Below are 25,603 nucleotides of genomic sequence, written 5' to 3' on the forward strand. Positions count from 1 at the left end.
CTATGTTAAAGAGGACAGTATAAGACGTTTAGAAGCTATAAACCACTTCTAATTTATAATCTGAAAGTGCTTGTTTTGCTTTTTGAATATCCTCAGTAAACCCAAGAATATAGCCGCCACCGCCAGACCCACAAAGCTTTAAGTAATATTCATTGGTTTCAATACCTTTACTCCAAAGGTCATGAAATTGCTTTGGAATCATAGGTTTAAAATTATTCAAAACAACCTTTGATAGTTGCTTGGTGTTTTTAAACAATGACTTAACATTGCCTTGCAAGAAATCGTCCACGCAAGCATCAGTATGCTTAATAAACTGAGTTTTTAGCATATTCCGGAAACCTTCTTGCTTCATTTTTTCCATAAATATACTTACCATAGGTGCTGTTTCACCTATAATACCACTATCAATTAAAAACACAGCGCCCTTGCCTTCAATTTCTTGGGCAGGAATTCCAGTAGCTTCAATATTATCTTTAGAATTTATCAGAATTGGAATACTCAAATAGCTATTTAATGGATCTAAACCTGAAGATTTTCCATGAAAAAAAGATTCCATGGCTGCAAATATGGTTTTTAACTTTAATAGTTTCTCGCGGGTTAAATTTTCAAGAACCGTAATTTTATCAAAAGCATACTTATCATATAGCGCTGCTACTAATGCACCGCTACTTCCTACACCATATCCTTGTGGAATAGAAGAATCAAAATACATTCCTGAATTTACATCTTCAAGTAACCGCGCGTAATCAAATCGCGCAATGTTTTCATCAATATTCTGAATATGAGCAGCAAAACGTTTTAAACTTTTATTTGAATTTATAGCTTCCTCAGAGGGGTGGGCATCTTTCTTTAAAGCGCCATTATAAAAACTATATGGAATAGATAAGCCTTTAGAATCCTTAATAATTCCATACTCACCAAAGAGTAAAATTTTAGAGTAAAAAAGAGGTCCTTTCATAAAACAGCTTTTAATTTGGTTCTGCAAATTTACGACTGTTTCGCTCCAAATCCAATTATATCGTTAATATACTGCCCATTTTGGCAATATGCAACTAATTCATCCTTAATGAATTCTAAAACAGCATCCTTTTCTCGGGCAGGATAAAGCACATGCACATTAGCCCCAGCATCTAAGGTAAAACAAACTTTAGAGTCAGAGGATTTCCGATAAGCCCATATTTTATTAATAATCTCTAAGGTGTTTGGTTTCATTAAAATAAAGTATGGCATGCTGGTCATCATCATACTGTGTAGCGTTAAAGCCTCACTTTCCACTAGAGCAATAAATCCATCCAAGTTACCCTCTTTTAAAATGGCAATCATTTCTGAAAGATTTTTATTAGCCTGCTTAAAACGCTCTACCGCAAAAGGATGTCCATGCATTAAATTATGCCCAACAGTACTACTCACCTGCTTCTCTCCTTTATCTACTAATAAAATAGTATCCTGATAATTTTCAAAATCTTGGTGCACTTCATAGGGATATTTTACCCCGAATAAATCTGAGCTCCCTTTAATTTTATCATGTTTGCCCCAAACCACTAAGTCGCCTTCTAAACTTCTACAGGCACTTCCAGAACCTAATCGTGCTAAAAACGATGCTTTCTGAATAAAATTTTCTTCAGAAACACTTTCTATCAACTCTTTTTCAATACTCATTAAACACAAAGCTAATGCACTCATCCCTGAAGCCGAAGACGCTATACCAGAGCTATGTGGAAAGGTGTTTTCGGTTTCAATTTTAAAGTGGTAATCTTTTAAAAATGGCAAATAAGCTTCTACTCGCTTAAAAAAAGTTTTTATTTTCGGTTTGAAATCGTCTTTCTTTTCTCCATCTAAAAAAACCTCAAAAGAATAATCTACATCATTTTCCTTTTTTGAAAAATGCACAGTAGTGGTTGTTTTACAATTATTGAGCGTAAAACTTATAGAGGGGTTTTCAGGAATCTGATCTTGTTTCTTACCCCAATATTTCACTAATGCAATGTTACTTGGTGATGACCATGTAAAGCTTCCTTTTGCAATACTTTTAGAATATGGTTGTGGAATAAAATCTTGTACTATCATGTATTAAATATCAGTTGACAAAGATAACAACTTTACCATGGTTTTGTAATTTCTCGCAGTAGCTGTTACTCTCAATTTTCTTTCAAAAAAATTATTACTCATTTTGGCTTTGCCGTACCCCGTTGCGCAATAAAAGTAGATGCAATCATTTGTTATATTAAATGCTTCATTGGGGTACGAAATTTTCAAAACCTGATTAACCATTTCTCTATCCGGAGCCTCATATAACAACATAAAATAACTGCTTACCTTTTTTTCTTCCGTGAATGGACAATCATTAAAAATTTGTTGAAGTTCCTTAGGCGTTTTGAGCAAAACAGGGACTTCGAAACCAAAGTGATCCTTAATACTCGTATGGATGTTTAATGAAAGATTTTCAGCACTGTTATTATCAGACTGAAAAATAATATTACCACTTTGAATGTACGTTTGAACATTTTGCAGTCCTATTTTTGACAGTAATGCCCTAAGCTCTGCCATGGGCATTTTCTTTTGCCCACCTACATTAATACCTCTTAAGAACCCTATATATGTTATCATCTATTTTGAAATATTTTGAGCGGCTATATAAGCTCCAGTCCATGCATTTTGGAAATTAAAACCGCCTGTAACGGCATCTATATTTAAAACCTCCCCAGCAAAATATAGATTCTTAATATATTTACTTTCAAATGTTTTAAAATTAACCTCCTTGAGGTTTACACCACCAGCTGTTACAAACTCTTCTTTAAACGTACTTTTTCCATTTACATTAAAAATGGCTTGGGTTAACTGGCCAGACAAAGATTCCAATTGTTCCTTATTCAAATCGGCCCAACGTGTTTCTTCTTTTATTGATGAAGCTAAAACCAATTTGTGCCAAAGGCGTTTGGGCAAATCAAACTGTGTAGATTTAAAGACTGTTTTTTTTGCTAAATCTTGTTTTCTTACTTTTAAAGTATTGAAGCTATCTTCAAAACTTTGTTTGATAAAGTTTATTTCTATTTGGAACTTATAATCTCTTTTAGCAAACTCTAATGCACCAAAAGCAGACAATTTTAATATTGATGGTGCGCTCAACCCCCAATGCGTTATAAGCAGAGGGCCTTCACTACACAAATTAGAATTCAACACGTTAACCTCAACATCTTGCGCTACAACTCCAGGGATATTTTTTAGACGCTCGTCTTCTATATTGAAGGTAAACAAGGAGGGCACTGGTGCAGAAACTGTGTGCCCTAAATTTTCTAAAAGCTGCCATATTTTGGGGTTACTACCTGTAGCTATCAAAACTTTTTTTGACAAAAACTGACATTGAGACGTTTCTATTTGAAAAATACCGCCTTGATTTTCAATGGCTTTTACAGAATGATTATATAATACTTCAACACCGTGTTGGTCGGCCTCACTTAAAAAACAATCTATAATTGTTTGAGACGAATTTGAAACAGGAAACATTCTACCATCTTCTTCAATTTTCAAGGGTACCCCACGCTTTTCAAACCATTCAATGGTATCTCCAGTCATAAACTGATGAAAAGGTCCGCGTAATTCTTTTTGTCCTCGTGGGTAATTTTGAATAAGTTCTGATGGAATAAATTCAGCATGAGTAACATTACACCTTCCGCCACCAGACACCTTTACTTTGGTTAAGCCTTCTTTTCCGCGCTCAAGAATAGCTACTTTTAAATCCGGATTCTTTTCCGCAATATTTATGGCTGCAAAAAAACCGGCTGCTCCACCACCAATAATGATGACGTCCTTTTGGATCATATTCTATCTGGATAATCAGAAATTATAGCATCAACGCCATAAGATTTTATACGCGCTAAAGGATTTAAATTATTTACGGTAAAAGCAAACACTTTAAAATCTTCCTTTAACTCCTCAACAACCTCCTCAGTAAGCATTGTATAATCCAAATGAATGGATACCGCATTAATGCGTTTAGCAAGAGACAAGGCTTTTTCTAGATTATTATCTGTTATTACTCCTAACGGAATTTTATCATTTATTTTATGTACTGTTTCTAATAATTCTTCTTGAAAACTAGATACCAAAATATTATCATAGTCCCACCCCTTCTTTTCTGCATAGAATGTAATAATACGAGCAGCTTCTTTGGCTGTATCTTGCCCCTTTAAATCTATGTTTAATAAACACTTATTATCTATAAAAATTAAAACCTCAGCTAAGGTTGGAATTTTATAAGTGCCTTTAGTTTTTAAATTTTTCAGAGACCTTAGCGGATGTTTAGCAACCTCCCCCGTTCCATCTGTAATTCTATCAACGGTAAAATCATGAAAAGCCACAAGCTCGCCAGAGGCGCAACGGTGTACATCTATTTCTACACCATCAACTTTTAAAGCCATGGCCTTCTTAATTGACTCAATTGTGTTTTCTGTGATATGACCCTTAGCTCCTCTATGGCCAATTTTTAAAATGTTGTTACTCATATTCTTAATTTAATGGACGCATTAATCCTTCCTGTGCTACCGAGGCAATTAATTTACCATCGCGGGTAAAAATATTTCCTCGTGCAAAACCTCTTGCTCTTGAAGCACTGGGAGACTCCATAGAAAACAATAACCAGTCTGAGAAATCAAATTCTCTAAAAAACCACATCGAATGATCAAGGCTCGCCGTTAGCGTATTGGTCCAGTCTGCTATTTTAGCATGCGGATTTAATGCCGAAATCAAAAGATTATAATCTGATATATAGGTAAGCACCTGCTGTTTTTTTGACAAATTCAAACCGTTTATATCTCCTTTTAATTTAAACCAAACATCACTATATGGTGGTAAATTTTTCCGATCAAAAGGATTCACAATTTCTGTAGGTTTAAACTCTATTGGGCGATTAATTTCAAAAAACGCCTTGAGGTCTTTAGGTAGAATATCACCCCATTTCTTCAACATATCTGTCCAACTCAATAAATCCTCGGGTTGTTTTAAGTTAGACTTCATTTCTATTTGATGATCATATCCCTCTTCTGCTTTATGAAATGATGCGGCTAAAATAAATATAGGCACCTCATTTTGAATTGCAGTAACCCTTCTCACAGAAAAACTACCACCATCTCTAACTTTATTAACCGTATAGGTTATTGATGTATTAAGATTTCCTGCTTCTAAAAAATAGGCATGCAATGAATGTAAGACCCGCTGGTTTGTAATTGTCCTACTTGCTGCATTAACAGCTTGAGCTAAGACCTGACCACCAAATACAACGGGACTACCAACGGTTTCACTAACTCCATTAAACTTACAATCATCTACTTTTTCAAGTATTAAAAGATTTAATAAATCATTAACCGTGGTCATATATTATTCTTTCTTTTGTAAATGAATCATCGAAATAATATGAAGTTTTGTATAAAATTTTTATAACTTCAAATTTTAATTCGCTTAATCAAGACATAATCTTCTAGTAACAAAGATAAACAGACTATCTATGACTTTTACAATGAAATCCATATTCATTTTATTATTACTGCTATTATCTTGTAATACAGGAGACTTAAATGTTATTGCAGAAATAGATAATGAGGTAGATGAATCCTCGGCATTAGAAATTGTACAAGGGTCTAATTTGCTATGGACTATAGAAGATGCAGGGAACAAAAATTATTTATATGGCTTAAATAATAAAGGTAAAGTCAAGAAGAAAATTAAAATTACCAACTCAAAAAACATTGATTGGGAAGACTTAACCTCAGATAACTCTGCCAACATTTATATTGGAGATTTTGGAAACAATGCTAAAAAAAGAGAAAAATTTACCATCTATAAAGTCAACATAGACACCTTAACAACCAATAAAACTACGGCTAAAAAAATCCATTTCACAACACCTAAGGATGTAAAATCTGAGGATTATGAAAGCTTCTTTTTACTTAATAACAACTTTTATATTTTCAGTAAAAACCACAAAACAAGCCTCTTACTAAAAGTTCCTAATAAAATCGGATCACACAAAGCCGAATTGATAACTAAATTTAAACTGGATGGTAAATCCACAAAAGTTACTGCAGCAGCTATAAGTCCGAACAAAAAAACAATTGTCTTATTAAACCATGATAAATTATGGAAAATCACCAATTTTTTATCTGAAAACTTTTTTGAAGGTGATATTGAAAAACACGATTTTAATCATAGCTCTCAGAAAGAGGGCATCTGCTTTAAGGATGAACATACGGTATACATTTCTGACGAACGAAATAAAGCCAATGTTAGCTATATCTATTCCTATCAATTCAAGGATTGAATTTGATACGGACTTACCTACATATTCATCCAGTTTTTAACTGCCGAGGCTTTTGCTTTACTTACCACAATGCGTTCTGAAGCTGTAGGATTAACATTCATGATAAGTTTTCCATTAAAATAAAACTTAATATTTGCAACGGCATTTCTATTTACAATAAATTGCCTGTTAACGCGATGAAATAATTCTGGATCCAGTTCAAGTTCTATATCCTCGAGTTTCTTATCGATTATATATGGTTTGTTTGTAAAAGTAACAGCCTTAACTATGCCTGTTTCAATATAAAAATAAGCTACATCATCTGTTTTAATTGGGAGCAATTCGTCCCTATGATGCACTAAATAGGTTGTTTTAAAGGATTTTGTTTTTGAATTAATAAGCTCCAATAAACCTTCCAACTGGTTGTCATTTGTAGCACTCTGCGTAGACCTATCTTTAAATTTGTTTATAGCCTCTGTTAACTCTTCTTCATTTATAGGCTTCAGCAAATAGTCAATACTATTTACTTTGAATGCCTTAAGCGCATATTGATCATACGCCGTTGTAAAAACCACTGGGATATTTAGAACTACTTGATCAAAAATCTCGAATGAAATGCCATCAGCGAGATGAATATCCATAAAGACCAAATCAGCTTCAACTTTTTGAGAAAAGTAAGCAACCGAAGCCTTAACAGAATCTAACACTTTAATAATTTCAATATCAGCATCAACACTATTTATAAGGTAGGTTAGGTTTTCGGCTGCAGCTATTTCATCTTCAACAATAACAACTTTCATACGTTTTATTTTAAAGGTAATTTTACTTTAAACACCTTGTTAGAATCATTAATTAAAATATTTTTTTTCATCAGTATTTCGTAGCGCTTTTCTAAATTCGCCAACCCATTTCCTGTACTATCCACAAAGGTGGTTCTTGGCTTAATAGGGTTTTCTACAACAACAAGCGCATCTTCAACATACACTTTAACCAGCAATGGGTTTGACTCTGAAATCTCACTATGCTTTACCGCATTTTCAACCAATAATTGCAATGCTAATGAGGGCAATTTTTTATTCAAATATTGTTCTTCGATATCAATACTAACCTCAAATCGAGTTCTATAACGTGTTTTGATAAGAAAAATATAACTATCTAAAAACTTTAATTCGTCGCTTAAAGTCACTAAGTCCTCACTACCACTTTGCAAAATATAGCGGTACATGAAAGACAACTTATTTACAAAAGTTGTGGCTTGCTTATTATCCCTAATTAATGAATTGAGTGAATTTAAAGAGTTAAATAAAAAGTGTGGGTTTATTTGATTTTTTAGAGCTTCTAACTCATTTTTCAAACTTTGTTGTTTTAATTGTTCCTTTTCTGCTAAATCAACTTGATGTGCCATTTGCAACCTTATTATTCTAGCAATAAAAATTATAATTACCATTATAACGGCGTAAACCATATGTATAATAGTATCTGCCAAATCTGTTATAATTTGTCCGGTCACTATCTCGTCTATGAAAATAAAAGAATGAACGGCTATTATAAACAGCAAAATATTAGCTAATATTCGCATGACACTCCTTGTAAAAATGCTAAGATTTGAATATAGCACTCTCCAATTCGTATTGATTTGAAGCAGCAACCAGGAATAGATAAAAATAAAAAACAACCTAAGCAAGATATCTTTTACCGTAATTTCCGGGAATGAATTTGACCAACTTTTGCCTACTAGTTCATATAAAGCAAGTATTCTAGGTAAATTAATAAAAAATGATATTAACAAGGCCACACCTAAAATCATGGATTGCTTGGCGCTCTTATACTCGAAAATATTGTTTTTATTCATATTTATAGTTAGATACATTGCTAAGATAATTAATAGGTTTTATTAAACAAGAAAAGAGACTGTCATACCCTGAGGACAGTCTCTTAAGAAATTGCTATTAATCATTCTCAGGGCAAAATGAATTCTACATTTCCACTTCGTACAGCTCTATATCCTGAATATTTAAAACCCCATCATCCGCTATCTCACCAAACACTTCTTTAAACACTATAGATTCTTCATATTCCAACTGCTTCTCATACTCCAATCCTTCAACTGGATCAAAATTTTCTGGTAAATACTTTTTTGTATCAAACCCTAGGTTAACGTCCTCCTCTACTTCATAAACTTCAATTTGGTTAACCCTTAATATTCGGTTTGCTTCCGGACCATCCATGCTTTCTATAGAAGTCAATTCTAGAACATAGTCGTCATCCAGAACTTCCAAATATTCATTACCATGATAATTATTTTCTATTCGTTCAATATTCTTTTTTATTCCGAAAGATGTCAACAGCAATACAAACATACCTCCTGCCAACGTTATCATAACTTTTTTCATAATTCTCTTTTTTAGTTACTAACCTGCTTTAAATAAATAAAACAGAATCTTCATTGTAATCATTTAACGTGTAAACTTCTTTTGATTCTAAAGTCTCTTCTTTGATGTTTTTCCAGTCTATGGCGAATCGCAACCAATTATTTTTTTTATTTGATACTTCCATAATGCTATTATTTATTAAGTTCATTTTTGATTTCTGGGACAAATATATAGCGCTGCTCATGCCCTGTTGAGCATAATTTAGGTGAAGCAGCCAAACCTTAATTTGAACTAACTTTATATAGAAGTAAAACGAAAAAATCCTATTGCAGAAAGCATAAACCTTCACGCAATAGGATTAAATATTTTGAAAAATTATAGGTTATTCCTTAACCAATTTTTCCAACCTTGTATTCACACTGTAAACTATTTTATGTATATTTTCTAAATGCATAACATATTCTTTTGGGCTGAGCATTTCCTTGACCTCTGCATTCATTTGATCAATGTTTTCTGAAAACTTAATTTTAACTTCCTCTGGAGAATTTCCTTGGTCCTTATCATTAAGTCGTACCATTTTAGAAACATACTTTAAAACAATAGCGTCATACTGCTCCAGTTTGTCTTCAGAAAGTTTCATGGCATCTACACCTTCCCTGAATGCAATTTGCAAATTATCATATTCATCTGGTGTATAAATTTTTACTTTATTCTTTTCTCTTTCCTTTTGTTTTTCAGTTAAGTTTTGAGCTCCAATATTGGCAACAAGTAGTAGGCAGATTGTAAGAAGCAAATGTTTCATATAAAAAATACTTTTTAAGATTAGGGCACTAAATTAAGACTTTCTTCTATTTTGGATACACGGTACATTGAATTTCTTTAAAATGTTCTATTTCTACTTTCTGTTTCTTGAATTATAAATATACTTTTCTACCACAACCGTAGTGACAATAATTATATAGAACTGTCCTAAAATGCCAACAAAAAAAGAACTTTTACGAGCGACATCCGTAAGGGGAACAATATCTCCATACCCAATAGTTAACAATGTTATATAACTGTAGTACAATAGCGCATCTACTTTATTTAAAAAAGTTCCACCGGCGGGTAATAAGCCTTTAAATGACCCCGGCACTGCAATCTCAATAGTAGTAAACATAAAGAAGGCAAGAAACCCCATGGATATATAGCCACTCATCAAACCAGTTATAACATTTTTACTAACTGACTTCGTTTTAAGGACTTGTTTAATGATTTCAATAGTAACAAAAATGTAAAAAACGAAATAGACACCAAATCGAATAAATGAGAGCAAATTACTCTCTGATTTTTTAATTAAATTAAATCCAAAAATAACTATCAAAATTAAAAACAATATGGCAAAGGCCTGGGTAAGCCGCTTGTTTTTGGATGTCAAAAGAAGGCCAAAAAGAATATTAAGCATAAATAAAATAGGCATAATCACACTATCATATAACGCAATGGGCATAATAAGTGAACCAAATAGTATTGCCAATTGACTACAAAAGAACAAGCCGTATCTTAGATCATGAAGCTTTCCATAAATTTTATTCATGTCATCTATTTATTAGCAAATAATACCATCCCTCTAAGCAGTGATTAAAGGCTTAAACTAAACCCAAATGAAAACCGTAAACCTTCAACACTATTGAACAAGTTAAAGGTCCCTGATATTTTTTCAGCTGCTGTTACCCAGAAACCTCCACCATAATCATTATGCCATGTATTGGATGATTCCCCACTCAACCAAACTCTACCCACATCCCCTCCTGCAAATACACCAATTTGAAAAGGAATAAAAGAGGTTCTAAATGATGGAAATCCATAGCGTAGATCAGCACTTGCCACCAACGCATTTCTTCCTGTAAAACGTTCTGTACGAAAGCCTCTTAAACCATTATTACTACCAATATTAGCCGCTTGATAAAACACCAAGTCATCACCAAATCGCCATTGTGTTCTCAAATCTGTTTTTAGAACCAACTTTCTATTTTTGGAAATAGCATTATAAAAACCTATGTTAGAATTTATATAACCATAGGTATAAGTACTATTATCAAACTCAGTTTTACCGCCTACATTGAAAAGAAAAGTCATACCTCTAGTAGGGTTTAATACATCATCAAAGCTTTCATAATTAAATTCGGCCTCAATACCTCCAAAATATCGTCTTTTGTAGAATTCAGTATCAGACGGAGGCACTAAATCTGTAATAAACCTACCTTCTGTATCCCCTATTTGAATGCCATCAAACAAGGCTTTAAAAGCCAATTCACTCCCGTAATTCCCGTGTCTTACTACACCAAAATTAACAGACCTAATACTTTGTTTAACCCTATTATAGTCTAAATCTAAATCCTCATCTGGATTCATAGTTTCATTTCCATAACCAAAAAAGTTATTGGCAAAATTCTCAGTGGTAAATAATCCACCTACCTGAAAATTCCAATTTTTAAAAACATTGGCAAACTCCCCATCATATTTTAAAGCAAAGCCTTGGGTGGCAAAAAAGTAGCCGCCTCTAAATTTATGCTGTTGCGAAAATGGGTTACGTTGAAAACCTTGTTTTGTTATCGCCACAGAGGCTCCTAAGGACACTCCATCATCTGGATTAAACCCAATAGCCGGTGATATTGTGGTTGAAGTCATGATGTTTTTTGTGTAATCAAAAAGATTCAAATTGTAAACATTGGTGAAATTAAGATTAGCACCTTTGTTCTCTACAACCGTATTCTTTTTACTCTTATGATCGTAAACTTTAATAGCTTTTCCACTTTTTATATTATAGGTATCATTATTTTGCCCTCCTATTAATCTTATAAATATAGGTTTATCAGCCTTACCCGTGACCTCAAATACATCCTTGTCGTCCAAACCATATATCCACATTTCTTTAGTTATCTCTCTATTAAAGGTTTTGTCTAAAATAACCCTTCCTTTTTCTCCATCCTTTATTCTTGAAACCTTAACCCGTGTCTCCTGACTACCAAGCCTCTCTATTTCAATAAAGTCATCTTTATCAGTACTTGTTATGATCACTAACTTATTAACTATTTCAAAATACCTTTCGGCAATTTCCATCATGTTTGCGCGCCTTCCTCTCAATTTCTCTTTAATATCAGCTATATCTTCATCTTGTACTTCTACAGGTATTTTAGAGAATGCCTTATCAATCACCTCATCAGTAATGTGCTCTTGCAGAAACTTAGCATGCTTTAACCATGTTTCTTTATTTGCTCTTTGAATTAAAATTCTATCTAATTTTATTCCATCGGTGTTCATTCGTTCTATATCCTTTAACTCCTCATCATACTCCTGTAACTCGCGGGTTGCACCAGATAGACTTCTCAAAACATCTAACAAAGCACCATCAAAATTACTATACACCTGATCTCTATCTCTTGGTATTGGCTTATAATGTTTATTGCCATTATCTTGATTAAATTGAGCCCAACGCCATTGATCTTGGTGCCTATCCCAATCGCCTATTAGCATATCAAAGAGACGTGCTCTAATAAAGGCATCTTCATCTATTTTATAACTTTCGTCTTTTCTTATTTTTTGAATAACATCATGCGTACTTTCAATATCATCGGCAAATCCAAAAAGAGCTGTACCAGAATAGTTTTTCTCAGGCCGTTCTTCAATAAGATATAATTCATCACCATATTCATTATTAAATTCCCCCAATTGTTTGTGTTTAGGAACATAATACAATTTAGGATTGGTATGAAAAACCTCTGCTGCATCAGATAAATCTGGCACCGTAGCAAAAGCATAAGGGTGTGCCGAGGTATAAAAATCAAGAATAAAACTTTCTACAGATGTTCTTTTAAAATCATCTTGTATGTATTTGTTTTTATAAAGTGTTGTTTGCAAAAACTGAGTGGCACTTTTTCTAAGGGCTCTCATATTCATTTGCCTGCCATCCTTTCTTTGAAGCCTTAAGGACTTCGTTTGATTCCCGCCACCTTTACGAACAATTTTAAGCCCGCCATATAAGGTATCTAAAGTAGCAACCTCAGCATTAATAACGGTGCTATAAGCCTGTCTGTAATGATCGCCCAATATTTTTTCAGCAACTCTAGAAACGTCTGTTTCATCATTGTTATAAACAGAAACCTCTATACTTTTAGGAAAGCTATCTGCTAAGTTTGATACATCATAAGTTTCCTTTGGCTTAAAGACCTCCTTAGTATATATAAGCTTAGGCTCTCCATTACTTTCGCCATAATAATTCACTCTTGCACTTCCATCTTTAAAAAATTTCAACTCAGCAAAACCTTGCTCTCCTGAAGAGAACAGCCCATTATTACCTAAAGCCGCATATGAAGATTTAGCTCCTGCTCCTGATACAATTTGCTTAATATTTCCTTTTTCTATATACTGTAAAGTATGCTCATGACCAGAAGCCAATACCACGTTATCCTTATCGAAAATAATGGTTTCAATACGCAACATTAACTCATTATAGCGCTCATTAAACCTATCTTGCATAGACACACCGCCTTGACTACGAACCTGAGCGACAAAAGACCCCAGCCCTGGTAGCGGCACTTTTGATGATAGTGGAAAAAGATGTTTTTCCCAAGCATATTTTCCTCCATGTATTCCGTTAGTATACATGGGGTGATGCATGGCTAAAACTACTTGCTTGCCCTGTGCTTTTTTTATTTCACCTTCTAACTCTGCAAAAAATCGATCTCTCGTTTTTATCTCACAATGATCATTAACTGTGGGATGCTTATTCCAATTTTCAAGATACCACTCACTGTCTACAACAATCAATTGGATGCTTTCATGAACTTCTATACTTTCTATAGGGCATCCTTTTTCAGGGATTAGGGTATGCTTTCCTAATGCCTCCTTTAAGTACGCTTCTTCACGAGCTAAACCTTTTAACCCATCAGAATACCAATCATGATTTCCAGGAATAAAAACAGTTTTCCCTTCAAATTTTGATACGGCCTTTACTTGGGCATTTAATGCATTCTCTGCCGAAGCTCTATTCTTATGATCTTTTTGCGGCATTCCAGCAGGGTAAATATTATCTCCTAAGAAAATAGTATAATCACCTTGTGTTTCCCTACTTGCTATATGCTTATTGAAAATAATTAAACCTGTAGACATACCTCCCATAGGAGATTTCCCCACATCTCCCAATAAATAGAATGTTTTTAAAAGCTCTTTATCGGCAATTTCATCTGCTATCTCAATATCTTCAGCATATTGCGCTTTATAAGTAGCGCAAGCGTTCAAAAAAAATATTAAGACTACTAAAAATGCTATTTTATAGAATTTCATAAAAGGCTTAAGTTTAAATAAAGATAATCATTTGATTTAATTCCAACTCAATTGATTGCGTTCTTCCCAATATGCTGGCGGTAAAACTTTTAGGGTTTGCAACATACGTAGCTCTTCTTTAAGAAAACTAAATTCTAGTGCTTTCATATTTTCCTTTAGTTGACGCATATTAGATGCTCCACTTAACACATATGTTGGTTTCAAACTATCAATAACAAAACGTAGCGCTATGGCGTCAATACCTACTTTATATTTGACGGCTAACTGATTTAAAATCTTGTAAGTTGCTTTATAATTTTGAAAACTATCACTAGAAAACACTCTTCCATTAGCCAAAGCTTCTTTAATTATAACATCTTTTCCATGCTGAAGCAGTTTTTTTAACACATCAAAGGTATCCTGTTCAAAAAGATTATAGGTCACTTGAAAGCTATCAAACAATGGGGTATCACCTATCATTATTTTAGAAGCCAATGCTATCACCTCCTTTTGATTTGCGCCACTAGTGGTAATTCCTATTTTTAATCCAGTTGCTTTTTTTATCTCAAACAGCTCATTTAAAACAGCTTTATTCTCAAGAATCCCACTATCAAAAGTTGCGGAATGCACTTGGTAATATTTCAAATTAGGCAATAGGTTTTTAGAAACCTGCCATTGTTCAAGCAATTTTTCCAGAGAATGCTCTTTAATTTCATGTTTCCCGTTATAGCCAAGTTCCCAATTAGCCACATAGGTATAACCCCACTTAGTACCTAAAACAATATCTTTATGTGCTCTAGAGTCATTCCAGTCTTGCAAAAATGCCTCTCCCTTACCATAGGACGGTGCCGTATCAAAATAGCGAACACCTAAATTATAAGCTTCATCAAGCACCGAAAGCGTGTTATGCTTAAAGGCAGCCTCAGATTTATCAATGGAACTATTATCCCTAATATTTATATATTCCGGTCTACCCAAAGCAGCTAAACCTAATCCAATTTTTGTATTATTTTCACTCATTAATCTATCACTTTGGTTTCTATAATAGTTTCAGATAGTAAAGTTCGATGCACGGGACATTTAGACGCGATTTCTTTAAGTTTTACTTTTTGGGTATCATTTAAATCTCCAATAAATTTAAGACGTTTTTTTAAATGATCCATACGTTTTGGCTCGTCTAAATCTAGCATTAAATCATCACTATGTTTTTTAGAATAGGTAATATATACATACACTTCCTGTAAATCCCATTTTTTACGTTGCGCATACATTTTTAAAGTCATAGCAGTACAAGCTGCTAGCCCAGCACTTAAAAAATCATAGGGAGAAGGTCCAAAATCATCCCCTCCAACACTTTCTGGTTCATCGGCTATAAAAGTATGTTTTTTTGTCTGAATGGAGGTAGTAAAATTATCTTCCATAAAATTAAGATACGCCACTAATTGTTCTCCATCAACATCCAATACCGCGTTATCATGCGCCTCAAAATAACGATCTACCCACGCACCAATCATATGTCCAGCATAAGTACTATCTTTTGACTTTGATAATAAATGATCTGCTGTATCTAAACTCACAAAACTTTTCGGGTGATGCGCATTATGATATAATTCTTGAGCATTATTTATCCCCACCGTTTTATCAAATGGTGCATGCATAATTAATAAGGGCTTTCTAAGGTTCTTGGTGATTTCTGGTAAATCAATTTTTCCAAAATCTGAGATAAATTCCTCATTAATCTTAAAAGGCCGTCCACCAATATCAACTTTAACTTCGCCTTTTTGTTTTACTTCATCAATCCCATGAGAAAATAAATGAGTAACATGACTTACCCTTGAAGGAGCTCCAATTGTTACTACAGCCTTAATATTATCTAATCGAGATGCCGCTACAATAACTGCGGCACCGCCAAGGGAATGCCCAACCAACAAGCCTGGAGCTTCATAATGTTTTGTGATATAATCATTCACCGCAATAAGGTCATCAACGTTCGCAGAAAAATGGCTTTCGGCAAATGCACCTTCACTTCTTCCCAAGCCTGTAAAATCAAAACGTAGCACTCCAAAACCATGTGCCGTTAAAGCTCTACTAATATGCTTTACTGCAGATAAATTGCTTGTACATGTAAAACAATGTGCGAAAATGGCATAATACTGCGGTTTTTGATCTACGGGTAACTCTAAATAAGCCTGTAACTCATGACCCTTGATATTTGGAATAGTTAGTCTCTTGCGGTTCATTTTTTAAATGCTTTAATTTATTGTGATTGGCGTATTTCGAATACTTGCTCATTAACATTTTCAGCTTAGGAGTGATAAACCTTTCGCAAAATGGCTTTGTTGTATTGGAATAATAATAATTTTGTATCTGTTCTCTTGATGCTTTAAATCTTTCAAATGGCAATACTTGCGTTACCAATTTCTCTTTAAATTGAAATTGCAACAATTCTAATTGTGATTTTACTACATGCCTTTGTGCTTCTGAAAAAGTATACACTGCAGAACGATATTTTGCGCGCATAGAATGGTTTACCGTACTTTTATGTGTATGCAAATGAATTTCAATTAGGACGGCTAAGGAAATTTTAGCTGCATCAAAATGCACGATAACCGCTTCCGAAAAACCACTATTTTCATCAATAGAGGCTACGAATCCCTGCTCCACTTTTGAAACACCAATCAGCGATTGAAATACTGCTTCAGTACACCAATGACAACCGCCTCCAAATGCTATTTGGGTAAGCTCTTTCAATGCTTAACACTTCGTTTAAATATAAGACTCTTCAAATCGTAAAAAGTGACAGGTATAACCATTGGGGTTTTTCTCCAAGTAATCTTGATGATATTCTTCCGCTTTCCAGAACGTAGACCATGGCTCTAAGGTGGTAACTACCTTATCCTCCCATTTGCCAGAACCATTTACTCTATTAATCATGTCTTCGGCCATTTGTTTTTCTTCTGCATTTTGATAAAAAATAGCAGAACGGTAACTGGAACCTCTATCATTTCCCTGCTGATCCACAGTGGTTGGATTATGCATTCTAAAGAAATAATCAAGTAATTCTTCAAAGCTAGTTTCGTCAGGGTTATAGGTGATTTCTAAGCCCTCAGCATGTCCGGGGTGGTATTTATACGTAGGATTAGTATTCTCGCCACCTTGATAACCTACCTCTGTATCTACCACTCCTGGACGCGTTCTAAAAAGATCTTCCATTCCCCAGAAACACCCCCCTGCTAGATATGCTTTTTTATATGTACTCATCGTTTTATTTTTAAATATTGTTAGTTTACTTTTTATGTAGCTGTTTTATCAAGTAATTTTACTTTATATTCTGCAATACCCGCATGCCGAAAAATGGCATTAAGAACTGCAAGACAACATAGAACATCCTACTTTATGCCGCGCCCAATCCGGTCGTTTTGCAAACCATTTTTGGTATTCCGGTTGCTCGTCATAAGGCTTTTTAAGCATCTGGAACAACTCATCAATCAAATGATAATTGCCTTTATCAGCATCATCAATAGCCAATTGCGCCATATAATTACGCAACACACACTTCGGGTTTACAACATTCATTTTTCCCTTGCGTTCATTATCAGAACATGCTTCTTTTTGAAGTCTTTCTGAATAGTTCTCAAACCATGTTATCCATCTTGTTTCAATATTACCAGTTACTTCATCAGGTTTATAAAATGCGTCATGAATTACCTCTAGGCCTTTAGACGGGGTTTCTTTTTCAAAATTAGCCAGATTTCTGAAGAAAATAGTCATATCAGTTTCTGTAAGGTGTAAATTATCTTCCAACTCCTGAATCAATATTTGATCCTTTTCATCTGTAATTTCCAATCCTAATTTTGAGCGCATCATGTTCAAAGATCCACTTTCAAAATCACTTTTATATTGATTTAAAATAGCTTCTAAAGGTGCTGCATCCCCAATAAGAGGATATATGGCATTGGCTAGTTGTATTAAATTCCACAACCCCATGTTGGGCTGATTGCCGTAACGATAACGTTTGTTTTGCCTATCCGTGGTATTTGGTGTCCAACCATACTCATAGCCTTCTAACCATCCGTAAGGCCCATAATCAATAGTTAAGCCTAGTATTGACATATTATCAGTATTCATAACACCATGCACAAAACCTACCCGTTGCCAATGGATTATCATTTCTAAAGTACGCTGAGTCACCTGCTTAAAAAACTCAATGTAAGAGACTTTAGACGGTTCTCCTATATCGGGGAAATGGTGTTTTATGGTATAATCAACCAATTGCTTGAGATGTTCTTCATCTTGCCTAGCCGCAAAAATCTGATAGTTTCCAAAACGTAAAAATGATTCTGCTGTTCTACATACAATAGCCCCTTTTTCATAAGCGGTATTTCCATCATACATGACATCTCGAAGGACTTGATCACCAGACAACGCCAATGATAATGCTCTTGTAGTAGGTACGCCTAAATGAAACATAGCTTCACTACATAAATATTCTCTAATAGAGGAACGCAAAACAGCCAAGCCATCAGCGGTTCTTGAGTACGGTGTTTCTCCTGCCCCTTTTAATTGTAATGCCCAATTTTTATTGTCCTGTTCAATTTCAAATAAGTTGATGGCACGACCATCTCCCAATTGGCCAGCCCAGTTTCCAAATTGATGCCCACCATAACACATGGCGTAGGGTTTTGTGTTGGGCAATATCGCATTCCCTGTAAACACCTTTAAAAACGAATCACTTTTGGCATCTGCTTCAGACAAACCCAATGATTCTAGCATATCGTCAGATACATGAAGCATCTCTGGTTTAGCCGTTTGTTTTGGTGTTGCATAAGAAAAACAGGCTTCAGAAACCTGCCTTCTATAATTATCCTTAATAGGGTCTGCAGGTAATGCTTTATTAAATTTATCTCTTATATTTAAGTTCATAGTCATTTTTCAATCCACTTTTTTAATCACCGTCCAAAGGACTACTTAATGTTTTGTATCCAATTTTAATCATTGAAAATTAAGCATCCTATGGTAATATCCTTTCTCTGTACTATACAGCCTTCTCTATTGCTTCACCTTTAGAAGGTGGTAAATAAAATTTAAAAAATATCCTGATAATAATTTGGCTTATATCACCTATCAATAAGATAAACTTTAATTTGAAATGTCATAACTTTCGCATCGTGTTAAGCTTGTATTGGAAGCCCTGCTCGTATAAGAGTAGATGTACATTGACCATTGAAATTAATTCCTGAATTAGAACGAAACAACTCTTAATATAAAAACCACCCGCCATCTTTAGTGGCTAAAGGTATATTTTCAGGCAGCACCAATTTATTCCTTGTCTAATTTCATAGATTCAGAGTTAATACAATACCGTAAACCACTAGGTTCTGGGCCATCCGGAAAAACATGTCCCAAATGTCCATCGCAGGTATTACACATCACCTCTACACGTACCATTCCAAAAGCGGAATCTTTTTCATACTTAATGGCATTCTCCTTAATTGGCTGCGTAAAACTAGGCCATCCAGTTCCTGATTCAAATTTAATGGTTGAATCAAACAAGGGTGTATCACAACACACACAATTATACTTTCCTGCCTCATGAATTGAACACAGTGCCCCACTATGCGGCCTTTCTGTCCCCTTGAGTCTTGAAATTCTAAATTGCTCTGGCGTTAACAAAGCTTTCCATTCACTTTCTGATTTTTCAACCCTTTGGTCTGGAGTTGGGTTTCCTTTTACAGAAAAACGTATCACTTCTTTCCAAGTTAGCATATAATAATGTCCTTTCTTTTAATTAATCGAGTCTGTTTTTAATCATAAAGATAGTCGAATTTACACTCAAAAAATTACACTAAGCATTTGCTTTATGATTTTTGATAGCATTTGTAAAATTTTCGACCAATAAAACCGTTAACCGAATCAAAACACAATTACTTAAAGTTTTAGTATTTTTACTTTACAAACAAAGTTGACTCATGGAAAAGCTGATTGTTGAAACCAAAAAATTCACAACAAAATTACTGAATGAAAAGTTAGACGCCTCTTTTCTATACCATAACTTAACCCATACGCAACGTGTGGTTGAAAAATCTATATTATTAGCCGATCAAGCTGGACTTGATGAGTTAGAGAAAAATATTCTAACCCTTGCTGCTTGGCTTCATGATACAGGGTACACGAATAGTATAAAAAATCATGAGGATGAAAGTGTAAAAATTGCTATGCAATTTTTGAAAGAGAAAGATTGTCCAGAAGATCATATTGACACTATTTGTATGCTCATTAGAGCTACAAAAATGGAGTATTCTCCAAAAACTCAATTAGAAAAAATCATTAAAGACGCAGACTGTTCTCATATAGGGAGCAAATCATACCTTGAAGTCATAGAATTGCTTAAAAAAGAATGGGAATTAACCAGTAATAAGCATTTATCTGAAATGGCATGGCTTGATGAAAACATCAATTTCCTATCTACCAAACATCGTTTTTACACCACCGAAGCCGCCTTAAATTGGGATAAAAGAAAAGGTAAAAATATAGCTGAATTATTAAAGGCTAAAAAAAAATTAGACACAGAAAGCAGAAAATTAAATCAGAAAAAAGACGCCTTAAGTTTTAAAAAGAATAAAATAGAAATGCCTGAGCGTGGTATAGAAACCATGTTTAGAGTCACCTTAAAAAACCATATGCACCTGAGTAATATTGCTGATACAAAAGCTAATATTTTACTTTCTGTTAATGCCATTATTATTTCAATGGTCTTATCTAACTTAGTTTCTAAATTAGACAATGCCTCTAATGCCTACCTCATTCTACCAACTGTGATCTTTGTGTTATTTACAGTAGTATCTATTATACTTTCTATATTGGCTACTAGACCAAATATTACTAGCGGTAAGTTCACCAAAGATGATGTTGCAAAGAAAAAGGTGAATTTATTGTTTTTCGGAAATTTTCATAAAATGAGCCTAAATGATTTTGAATGGGCTATGGGAGAAATGATGGAAGACAGAGATTACCTCTATTCTTCCATGAAAAAAGATTTATACTTTCTAGGCCTAGTTTTAGATAAAAAATACAAAATACTTAGACTGACTTACACCGTCTTTATGGTAGGTATTATTGTAAGTGTTTTAGCCTTTGCCATTGCTTTTCAAAGCGTGGACTTATCGTAAATTAGGCTTTAATTTCCTTCATTAAATCATCGTAAGTATAATACTCTTTGTCATCTTTTGCCTTATGATAAAGCACGCTTACACGAATAGCTTTTAGGCCTGTTACAGCTTGCAAATCTTCAAGTTCAACAATCTCAATATCTGTGTCTAAATAGTTTTTAGACTGCAAAAACTTAACGTAGCCTAGATACTCTCTTTCATCTTGTTTTTGAGAATAGACAATGGTAATTTTTCCTTTTTCAGTGACACGTTTATTCGTGCCTTTTATGAACGCCTTGTCTACACGTTTTTTTACAATTTCATATCGAGCATTATACGTACCATCAACGTCAAACTGTTTTTCATCCATTCTAAAGCTTATTGACAGCGGTTGATTAAATACTAAAATCATAGAGGCCACATCTAATTGTACGGGCCATTCCGATTGCTTTTGATAATAGGCATTTTCCATTTCACACATCACCTGAAGTTGCCATAACCTCAAATTATATAAAAATATTGGATTAAAACTATCCTCTTTGGTAATGGATTCACCAATATACATATTGTGCTCTACACCATCCGTTTTGAAACGTTCGAAAAAATGAGGATACATGGCCTGCGCATCAAGCTGCTTTTCATCTAAGAGCGACGTCATTTCTCTATTTATTTTAATGATAGAATCATCATAATCCTTTCGATGGAAATAAAATGTATTTCCTTTTTCGTTTATACTTTCAAAATATTGGTCAATTTCTTCTTTTAATTCATACGAGGCGCGTACATGCCTAAATACCGGTTCAATATCTTCGTTCAAAAAGGCAGATATTTGTTGTTCACTGTCTACTTGAAAATTCTTATTTAAATCTGCTAAATACTCATTGATTTGATAAATAAGTTGTTCAAATATGGGCAAAGCATCCTTTTTAGAAGCCTTTTCAAACAAACTCCTTGCAGCACTTAACTGTAATGTCAAATCGCGTTTAGTTGCAGTATTTCGCGCTATAGAAGACCCTTTAATATCAATTTGTCCAAAAAGCGGATATACATTGTCAAAAGCAATTTTCTTAAAACTAGGCTTTTGCCCATGTAATTCGGCTTTGATGAAATTTTTAGCCTCCTTGGCAAAACGCCACTTCACACTGGGATGAATTGAAGTACATTCCTGTTGAATAATAGCTTCAACAAGGTTTTCTTCCTCACTTTTAGTCCGCTCAACTGCAGACACAATAAAAGGCATAACATCAATTAACTTATTCGCATTAATACTGTTAAGTACCTTTGGCGTACCAGACACTATTTCAATGATTCCCATTAAACCTTCTTCATTGGCAATTGGCGCAAATATGGCACTCTTTACACCTTGACTATAAAGGCTCTTTATATGAGGAGGCGGCACTTCATTATTATTAAACATGCCCTCAACATCTGATATTGAAATAAATTTACTCTCCCGCAGTAGTCTATCGTATGAACTATTGCATAGCGCATCACTACATGTTTTACTCGCCTTATCGCCTATGAGGTAACTATTCATTCCTGAACCATAGACACGCTCAAAGAAACCTTCATCCTGGTTGTAAATTGAAAATCCTACTTTTAAATCGCTTATCCCAAAAAGCGATCTAAAAACATCGTGAAACTCTCCGCTAAATTCATCATCTTGTCTCTTCTTATCACCTATGAGGCTTGTCTTAATATTTGATATCGATTGATCATCTGTTACATCAAAAATATTTGAAATCACAAACCCTTTGAACACATAGCTATTTGGAGGGAATTTTTTCTTCCACAGCTCAATATTTTCAAAATTATCTAATAATTCATCATAATCAGACTGCGTAATTTCAATGGCATTTTCTTTTGGAATTATTTCACAAAAATCAGCATTATACAAAATTTTATAAAACCTTAAAATCCCATCAGCATCTGGTATTTCATAATAAAATGGTCTTTTAAAACTTAAATTAAAACCATAACAGAAATTTAGAATAATGGTACATGAAATTATATACACATCATCTTCAGGCATGTTTTTCATTTGTAATTGAAAATCCTCACCTGCCGTTTTTAGAATGGAATTAAAACGCGTTGATGAATTAAAAATAAAGTTATGAAAAGGTACAGACGCCGTCTTTATTTCATTCTTAGTTAAAATAGGACTAAATGAGTCTTGCAGAATTGTTTTAATCACATCTTTTCTAGTCTCGAGAACAGAAACATCAGAAAACCCATCACGCAATTCTGGATAGTCCCTGGCTAATTGCAAAATATAATTTGCTCTGTTCGACGTAAAAGCGTCTTCACTATTAGATAAAGCTTCATACTCCTCTATGAGCTTATTAAAACTTATCTTAAGCTCTAATGGCGAATCAATATTATCATTAATATCCATAATACCCCCTTTTTAAGAATACAAATTTACAAATAATTGATTTAGTCGGTATTAGTAAGACTTCTTGACAAAGATATTGTTACAATAAAACGAATTATTTTTTTGTTGTCAAGACCATACTTCCTCTTTCTTTCAAGGTGAAATTATCACCCCAGAAAAACTCATATCCAGTAATAATATTTCTTACCGCTTTGCCTTTCAATTCAATTTCAGCAAACCGTGTTAAATCTAATAAAAAGTCGTCTTCATTTTTATTTAAGATACAAACGACAGTCTCATCACCAAAAATTCTAAATAATACATATATACCATTTTCAGGAACAAAATGCACTGTTTTACCTTTATGGATGGCTTGACTATTTTTCCTGTAATTCAACAGTTTTTTAAGATAGAGTTGCATATCTTTTTGTGCATCCATTAAGCCTTCTCCTGTGAAGGCATTAACTTCATCACCCTCCCAGCCACCAGGAAAATCTGAACGAATCAAACCATGATCTCCGGGGATACTAGAATCACTCATTAAAATTTCAGTACCGTAGTAGACTTGTGGAATTCTAGGCAGCACCAGTATATAGCCCATGGCCATTTTTGTATTTACAACATCTTCTCTCAATTGAGTGAAAATCCGGCTCATATCATGATTATCAGCAAAAACCAAAAGATCTTCTGGTTTTGCATAAGCAAAATCGTTTGCCAGCCCTTTATAGAGATCAATAAGCCCCGTTGAAAAAGATTCCTCTTGATTTAACCCTCTAACAATTTGATCTTGTAAAGCAAAATCCATTGGAGATTTTAAATTAGAGTTGTAACCATCTCTATTCTGATGATCATTTTGCCAGTACGAAATAATTAGAGGATTAATGGTCCACTCTTCACCTACAATACTAAAGCTGGGGTACTCATGCATAATTTCACCCGCCCAATACCGCATAAATCCTTTGTCTGGGTACGAGTATGTATCCTGACGAATACCTCCTAATTGCATGGTTTCTATCCACCAAATACTATTTTGAATGGTATACTTCGCCATAAAAGCGTTACGTTGATTCAAATCTGGCATTGATGATACAAACCACCCTTCACTCATCCCTTTCTTATCGTATTCAGAAGCGTAAAAGTCTTGATTCGTTGTACGTCTATGAGAAGTAATAATAGTAGCCTTAAGACTACCGCTATCAATACCTTCTTCATATGACCTTTGGTGATTAATCCAATCCTTAAATGGCAGATCCTTCATCCACCAATGTTCTAACCCACAATGATTCACAACTTGATCCATGATTAATTTCATGCCTTTCTGAGACATGCTTAGCGCTAATTCTTTATAGTCATCTAAGGTACCAAAACGAGGATCTATTTTGTAAAAATCTGTCATGGCGTACCCGTGGTAAGAGCCTTGATACATATCATTAATTAACAAGGGGCAGGACCAAATTGCTGTAAAACCTAAATCTTCTATATAATCAAGATGATTTATAATACCTCTTATATCACCGCCGTGGCGGGCAGAATTATCCGACCTATCAATTATTTTTTCATTGAGACCTTCAATGATATCATTATCAGGATCCCCATTAGCAAAACGATCTGGTGTTATTAAATAAATAGCATCAGAACTATTAAAGCCTATATAATTTTCTGAAGGCTTTTTCCTAGATTTTAATTCATAAATACAAACTAAATCATCTTTATCAACCCTTTTAAAACTAATGCTAAACTTCCCAGACTTTGCTGTTTTATCAATAAGCAAATCGATAAATAAATAATTAGGACTATCAGCTTTATGAACCTTTTTAATAGAAACACCCAGATAAGAAACACTAGGTACAGCATCAGAGATATTAGGATGCTGTATTAAAAGTTGAAGGTCGTTTTTTTTAAAACCAACCCACCAGTTTGGGGGTTCAATGCGTGCAATTCCATGGTCCTCTACTTGCAAAGATTTTGAATGAATCGCTTTTGAAGTCATTTCATTTTCTGATTTATGTAAAGCATTAAGGCTTAACTTTTAGTAGAGATAAATCTATTGAATTTTTCTTTAAACTTATCAGAAAATACGCATTCTAGCATTATAATTTTAAAGCAACTTGAA

General features: G+C 34.1%; 23 protein-coding genes. 2 read left to right on the forward strand and 21 right to left on the reverse strand.

Features of this window, described 5'->3' with window-relative positions:
* Positions 1-28: 28 nt before the first annotated feature.
* The 6 genes from IE051_RS08495 to IE051_RS08520 are packed head-to-tail and all read right to left on the reverse strand — an operon-like array spanning position 29 to position 5,370.
* Positions 29-958, reverse strand: coding sequence for a mevalonate kinase family protein (locus IE051_RS08495; protein ID WP_189360349.1), 930 nt, complete (start codon positions 956-958; stop codon positions 29-31).
* A gap of 29 nt (positions 959-987) precedes the next feature.
* Positions 988-2,067 carry a diphosphomevalonate decarboxylase gene (locus IE051_RS08500; protein WP_189360350.1) on the reverse strand — a complete coding sequence of 360 codons (1,080 nt, stop codon included), beginning with the start codon at positions 2,065-2,067 and terminating at the stop codon, positions 988-990.
* A 3-nt stretch (positions 2,068-2,070) separates the two neighbouring features.
* Complete coding sequence (locus IE051_RS08505) at positions 2,071-2,607, reverse strand: DUF1697 domain-containing protein (protein WP_189360351.1); 537 nt, start codon at positions 2,605-2,607, stop codon at positions 2,071-2,073.
* On the reverse strand, positions 2,608-3,819 hold the full coding sequence (locus IE051_RS08510) for a BaiN/RdsA family NAD(P)/FAD-dependent oxidoreductase (RefSeq protein WP_189360352.1): 1,212 nt from the start codon (positions 3,817-3,819) through the stop codon (positions 2,608-2,610). It abuts the gene before it with no gap.
* Positions 3,816-4,502 (reverse strand): glycerophosphodiester phosphodiesterase, encoded by a 687-nt coding sequence (locus IE051_RS08515; RefSeq protein ID WP_189360353.1) that lies wholly within the window; start codon positions 4,500-4,502, stop codon positions 3,816-3,818. The genes IE051_RS08510 and IE051_RS08515 overlap by 4 nt, the downstream gene beginning before the upstream one ends.
* A 4-nt stretch (positions 4,503-4,506) precedes the next feature.
* Entirely contained in the window at positions 4,507-5,370 is an 864-nt protein-coding gene (locus IE051_RS08520) for an acyl-CoA thioesterase (protein WP_189360354.1), read from the reverse strand.
* 130 nt (positions 5,371-5,500) lie between these two features.
* Between IE051_RS08520 and IE051_RS08525 the strand changes: the two genes are divergently transcribed.
* Positions 5,501-6,313, forward strand: coding sequence for a hypothetical protein (locus tag IE051_RS08525; RefSeq protein ID WP_229796757.1), 813 nt, complete (start codon positions 5,501-5,503; stop codon positions 6,311-6,313).
* Positions 6,314-6,330: 17 nt separating this feature from the next.
* Here the strand turns inward: IE051_RS08525 and IE051_RS08530 are convergent, their stop codons facing one another.
* The 13 genes from IE051_RS08530 to msrB form a co-directional block, all read right to left on the reverse strand.
* Positions 6,331-7,092, reverse strand: coding sequence for a LytR/AlgR family response regulator transcription factor (locus IE051_RS08530; RefSeq protein ID WP_189360355.1), 762 nt, complete (start codon positions 7,090-7,092; stop codon positions 6,331-6,333).
* A 5-nt stretch (positions 7,093-7,097) separates the two neighbouring features.
* A complete protein-coding gene (locus IE051_RS08535) occupies positions 7,098-8,144 on the reverse strand; it encodes a sensor histidine kinase (protein WP_189360356.1) in 1,047 nt (348 codons plus the stop codon).
* A 124-nt stretch (positions 8,145-8,268) separates the two neighbouring features.
* Positions 8,269-8,685, reverse strand: a complete 417-nt coding sequence (locus tag IE051_RS08540) for a hypothetical protein (RefSeq protein ID WP_189360357.1) — start codon at positions 8,683-8,685, stop codon at positions 8,269-8,271.
* 28 nt (positions 8,686-8,713) lie between these two features.
* A complete protein-coding gene (locus tag IE051_RS08545) occupies positions 8,714-8,872 on the reverse strand; it encodes a hypothetical protein (RefSeq protein ID WP_189360358.1) in 159 nt (52 codons plus the stop codon).
* A gap of 174 nt (positions 8,873-9,046) precedes the next feature.
* Positions 9,047-9,466 (reverse strand): hypothetical protein, encoded by a 420-nt coding sequence (locus tag IE051_RS08550; protein ID WP_189360359.1) that lies wholly within the window; start codon positions 9,464-9,466, stop codon positions 9,047-9,049.
* A 93-nt stretch (positions 9,467-9,559) separates the two neighbouring features.
* Positions 9,560-10,240, reverse strand: coding sequence for a potassium channel family protein (locus IE051_RS08555; RefSeq protein ID WP_189360360.1), 681 nt, complete (start codon positions 10,238-10,240; stop codon positions 9,560-9,562).
* A 44-nt stretch (positions 10,241-10,284) separates the two neighbouring features.
* Positions 10,285-13,989: a metallophosphoesterase gene (locus tag IE051_RS08560; protein WP_189360361.1), complete on the reverse strand. Its 3,705-nt coding sequence runs from the start codon at positions 13,987-13,989 to the stop codon at positions 10,285-10,287.
* A 36-nt stretch (positions 13,990-14,025) separates the two neighbouring features.
* Positions 14,026-14,988 (reverse strand): aldo/keto reductase, encoded by a 963-nt coding sequence (locus IE051_RS08565; protein WP_189360362.1) that lies wholly within the window; start codon positions 14,986-14,988, stop codon positions 14,026-14,028.
* Positions 14,988-16,208: a bifunctional alpha/beta hydrolase/OsmC family protein gene (locus IE051_RS08570; RefSeq protein ID WP_189360363.1), complete on the reverse strand. Its 1,221-nt coding sequence runs from the start codon at positions 16,206-16,208 to the stop codon at positions 14,988-14,990. Before IE051_RS08570 ends, IE051_RS08565 begins: the two co-directional genes overlap by 1 nt.
* A complete protein-coding gene (locus IE051_RS08575) occupies positions 16,165-16,719 on the reverse strand; it encodes a peptide-methionine (S)-S-oxide reductase (protein WP_189360364.1) in 555 nt (184 codons plus the stop codon). Before IE051_RS08575 ends, IE051_RS08570 begins: the two co-directional genes overlap by 44 nt.
* 15 nt (positions 16,720-16,734) lie before the next feature.
* Complete coding sequence (gene msrA, locus IE051_RS08580; RefSeq protein WP_189360365.1) at positions 16,735-17,229, reverse strand: peptide-methionine (S)-S-oxide reductase MsrA; 495 nt, start codon at positions 17,227-17,229, stop codon at positions 16,735-16,737.
* A gap of 99 nt (positions 17,230-17,328) precedes the next feature.
* Positions 17,329-18,891 carry a protein adenylyltransferase SelO gene (locus tag IE051_RS08585; protein WP_189360366.1) on the reverse strand — a complete coding sequence of 521 codons (1,563 nt, stop codon included), beginning with the start codon at positions 18,889-18,891 and terminating at the stop codon, positions 17,329-17,331.
* A gap of 396 nt (positions 18,892-19,287) precedes the next feature.
* Complete coding sequence (gene msrB / locus IE051_RS08590; RefSeq protein WP_189360367.1) at positions 19,288-19,734, reverse strand: peptide-methionine (R)-S-oxide reductase MsrB; 447 nt, start codon at positions 19,732-19,734, stop codon at positions 19,288-19,290.
* A gap of 203 nt (positions 19,735-19,937) precedes the next feature.
* Here msrB and IE051_RS08595 point away from each other — a divergent pair, with 203 nt between their 5' ends.
* Positions 19,938-21,137, forward strand: coding sequence for a Pycsar system effector family protein (locus tag IE051_RS08595; RefSeq protein ID WP_189360368.1), 1,200 nt, complete (start codon positions 19,938-19,940; stop codon positions 21,135-21,137).
* Position 21,138: 1 nt separating this feature from the next.
* On the opposite strand, the gene IE051_RS08600 is transcribed toward IE051_RS08595, so the two are convergent.
* Positions 21,139-23,511: a GAF domain-containing protein gene (locus IE051_RS08600; RefSeq protein WP_189360369.1), complete on the reverse strand. Its 2,373-nt coding sequence runs from the start codon at positions 23,509-23,511 to the stop codon at positions 21,139-21,141.
* 94 nt (positions 23,512-23,605) lie between these two features.
* Positions 23,606-25,480, reverse strand: a complete 1,875-nt coding sequence (locus IE051_RS08605; protein ID WP_189360370.1) for a glycoside hydrolase family 13 protein — start codon at positions 25,478-25,480, stop codon at positions 23,606-23,608.
* Between the last annotated feature and the right edge of the window lie 123 nt (positions 25,481-25,603).

The sequence above is a fragment of the Algibacter mikhailovii genome (assembly GCF_014651495.1).
Taxonomy (GTDB): domain Bacteria; phylum Bacteroidota; class Bacteroidia; order Flavobacteriales; family Flavobacteriaceae; genus Algibacter_E; species Algibacter_E mikhailovii.

Bases quoted from the DNA above. Each gene is read 5' to 3' on its own strand.
- IE051_RS08495 (WP_189360349.1), bottom strand. From the start codon at position 958: ATGAAAGGACCTCTTTTTTACTCTAAAATTTTACTCTTTGGTGAGTAT.
- IE051_RS08500 (WP_189360350.1), bottom strand. From the start codon at position 2,067: ATGATAGTACAAGATTTTATTCCACAACCATATTCTAAAAGTATTGCA.
- IE051_RS08505 (WP_189360351.1), bottom strand. From the start codon at position 2,607: ATGATAACATATATAGGGTTCTTAAGAGGTATTAATGTAGGTGGGCAA.
- IE051_RS08510 (WP_189360352.1), bottom strand. From the start codon at position 3,819: ATGATCCAAAAGGACGTCATCATTATTGGTGGTGGAGCAGCCGGTTTT.
- IE051_RS08515 (WP_189360353.1), bottom strand. From the start codon at position 4,502: ATGAGTAACAACATTTTAAAAATTGGCCATAGAGGAGCTAAGGGTCAT.
- IE051_RS08520 (WP_189360354.1), bottom strand. From the start codon at position 5,370: ATGACCACGGTTAATGATTTATTAAATCTTTTAATACTTGAAAAAGTA.
- IE051_RS08525 (WP_229796757.1), top strand. From the start codon at position 5,501: ATGACTTTTACAATGAAATCCATATTCATTTTATTATTACTGCTATTA.
- IE051_RS08530 (WP_189360355.1), bottom strand. From the start codon at position 7,092: ATGAAAGTTGTTATTGTTGAAGATGAAATAGCTGCAGCCGAAAACCTA.
- IE051_RS08535 (WP_189360356.1), bottom strand. From the start codon at position 8,144: ATGAATAAAAACAATATTTTCGAGTATAAGAGCGCCAAGCAATCCATG.
- IE051_RS08540 (WP_189360357.1), bottom strand. From the start codon at position 8,685: ATGAAAAAAGTTATGATAACGTTGGCAGGAGGTATGTTTGTATTGCTG.
- IE051_RS08545 (WP_189360358.1), bottom strand. From the start codon at position 8,872: ATGAACTTAATAAATAATAGCATTATGGAAGTATCAAATAAAAAAAAT.
- IE051_RS08550 (WP_189360359.1), bottom strand. From the start codon at position 9,466: ATGAAACATTTGCTTCTTACAATCTGCCTACTACTTGTTGCCAATATT.
- IE051_RS08555 (WP_189360360.1), bottom strand. From the start codon at position 10,240: ATGAATAAAATTTATGGAAAGCTTCATGATCTAAGATACGGCTTGTTC.
- IE051_RS08560 (WP_189360361.1), bottom strand. From the start codon at position 13,989: ATGAAATTCTATAAAATAGCATTTTTAGTAGTCTTAATATTTTTTTTG.
- IE051_RS08565 (WP_189360362.1), bottom strand. From the start codon at position 14,988: ATGAGTGAAAATAATACAAAAATTGGATTAGGTTTAGCTGCTTTGGGT.
- IE051_RS08570 (WP_189360363.1), bottom strand. From the start codon at position 16,208: ATGAACCGCAAGAGACTAACTATTCCAAATATCAAGGGTCATGAGTTA.
- msrA (WP_189360365.1), bottom strand. From the start codon at position 17,229: ATGAGTACATATAAAAAAGCATATCTAGCAGGGGGGTGTTTCTGGGGA.
- IE051_RS08585 (WP_189360366.1), bottom strand. From the start codon at position 18,891: ATGAACTTAAATATAAGAGATAAATTTAATAAAGCATTACCTGCAGAC.
- msrB (WP_189360367.1), bottom strand. From the start codon at position 19,734: ATGCTAACTTGGAAAGAAGTGATACGTTTTTCTGTAAAAGGAAACCCA.
- IE051_RS08595 (WP_189360368.1), top strand. From the start codon at position 19,938: ATGGAAAAGCTGATTGTTGAAACCAAAAAATTCACAACAAAATTACTG.
- IE051_RS08600 (WP_189360369.1), bottom strand. From the start codon at position 23,511: ATGGATATTAATGATAATATTGATTCGCCATTAGAGCTTAAGATAAGT.
- IE051_RS08605 (WP_189360370.1), bottom strand. From the start codon at position 25,480: ATGACTTCAAAAGCGATTCATTCAAAATCTTTGCAAGTAGAGGACCAT.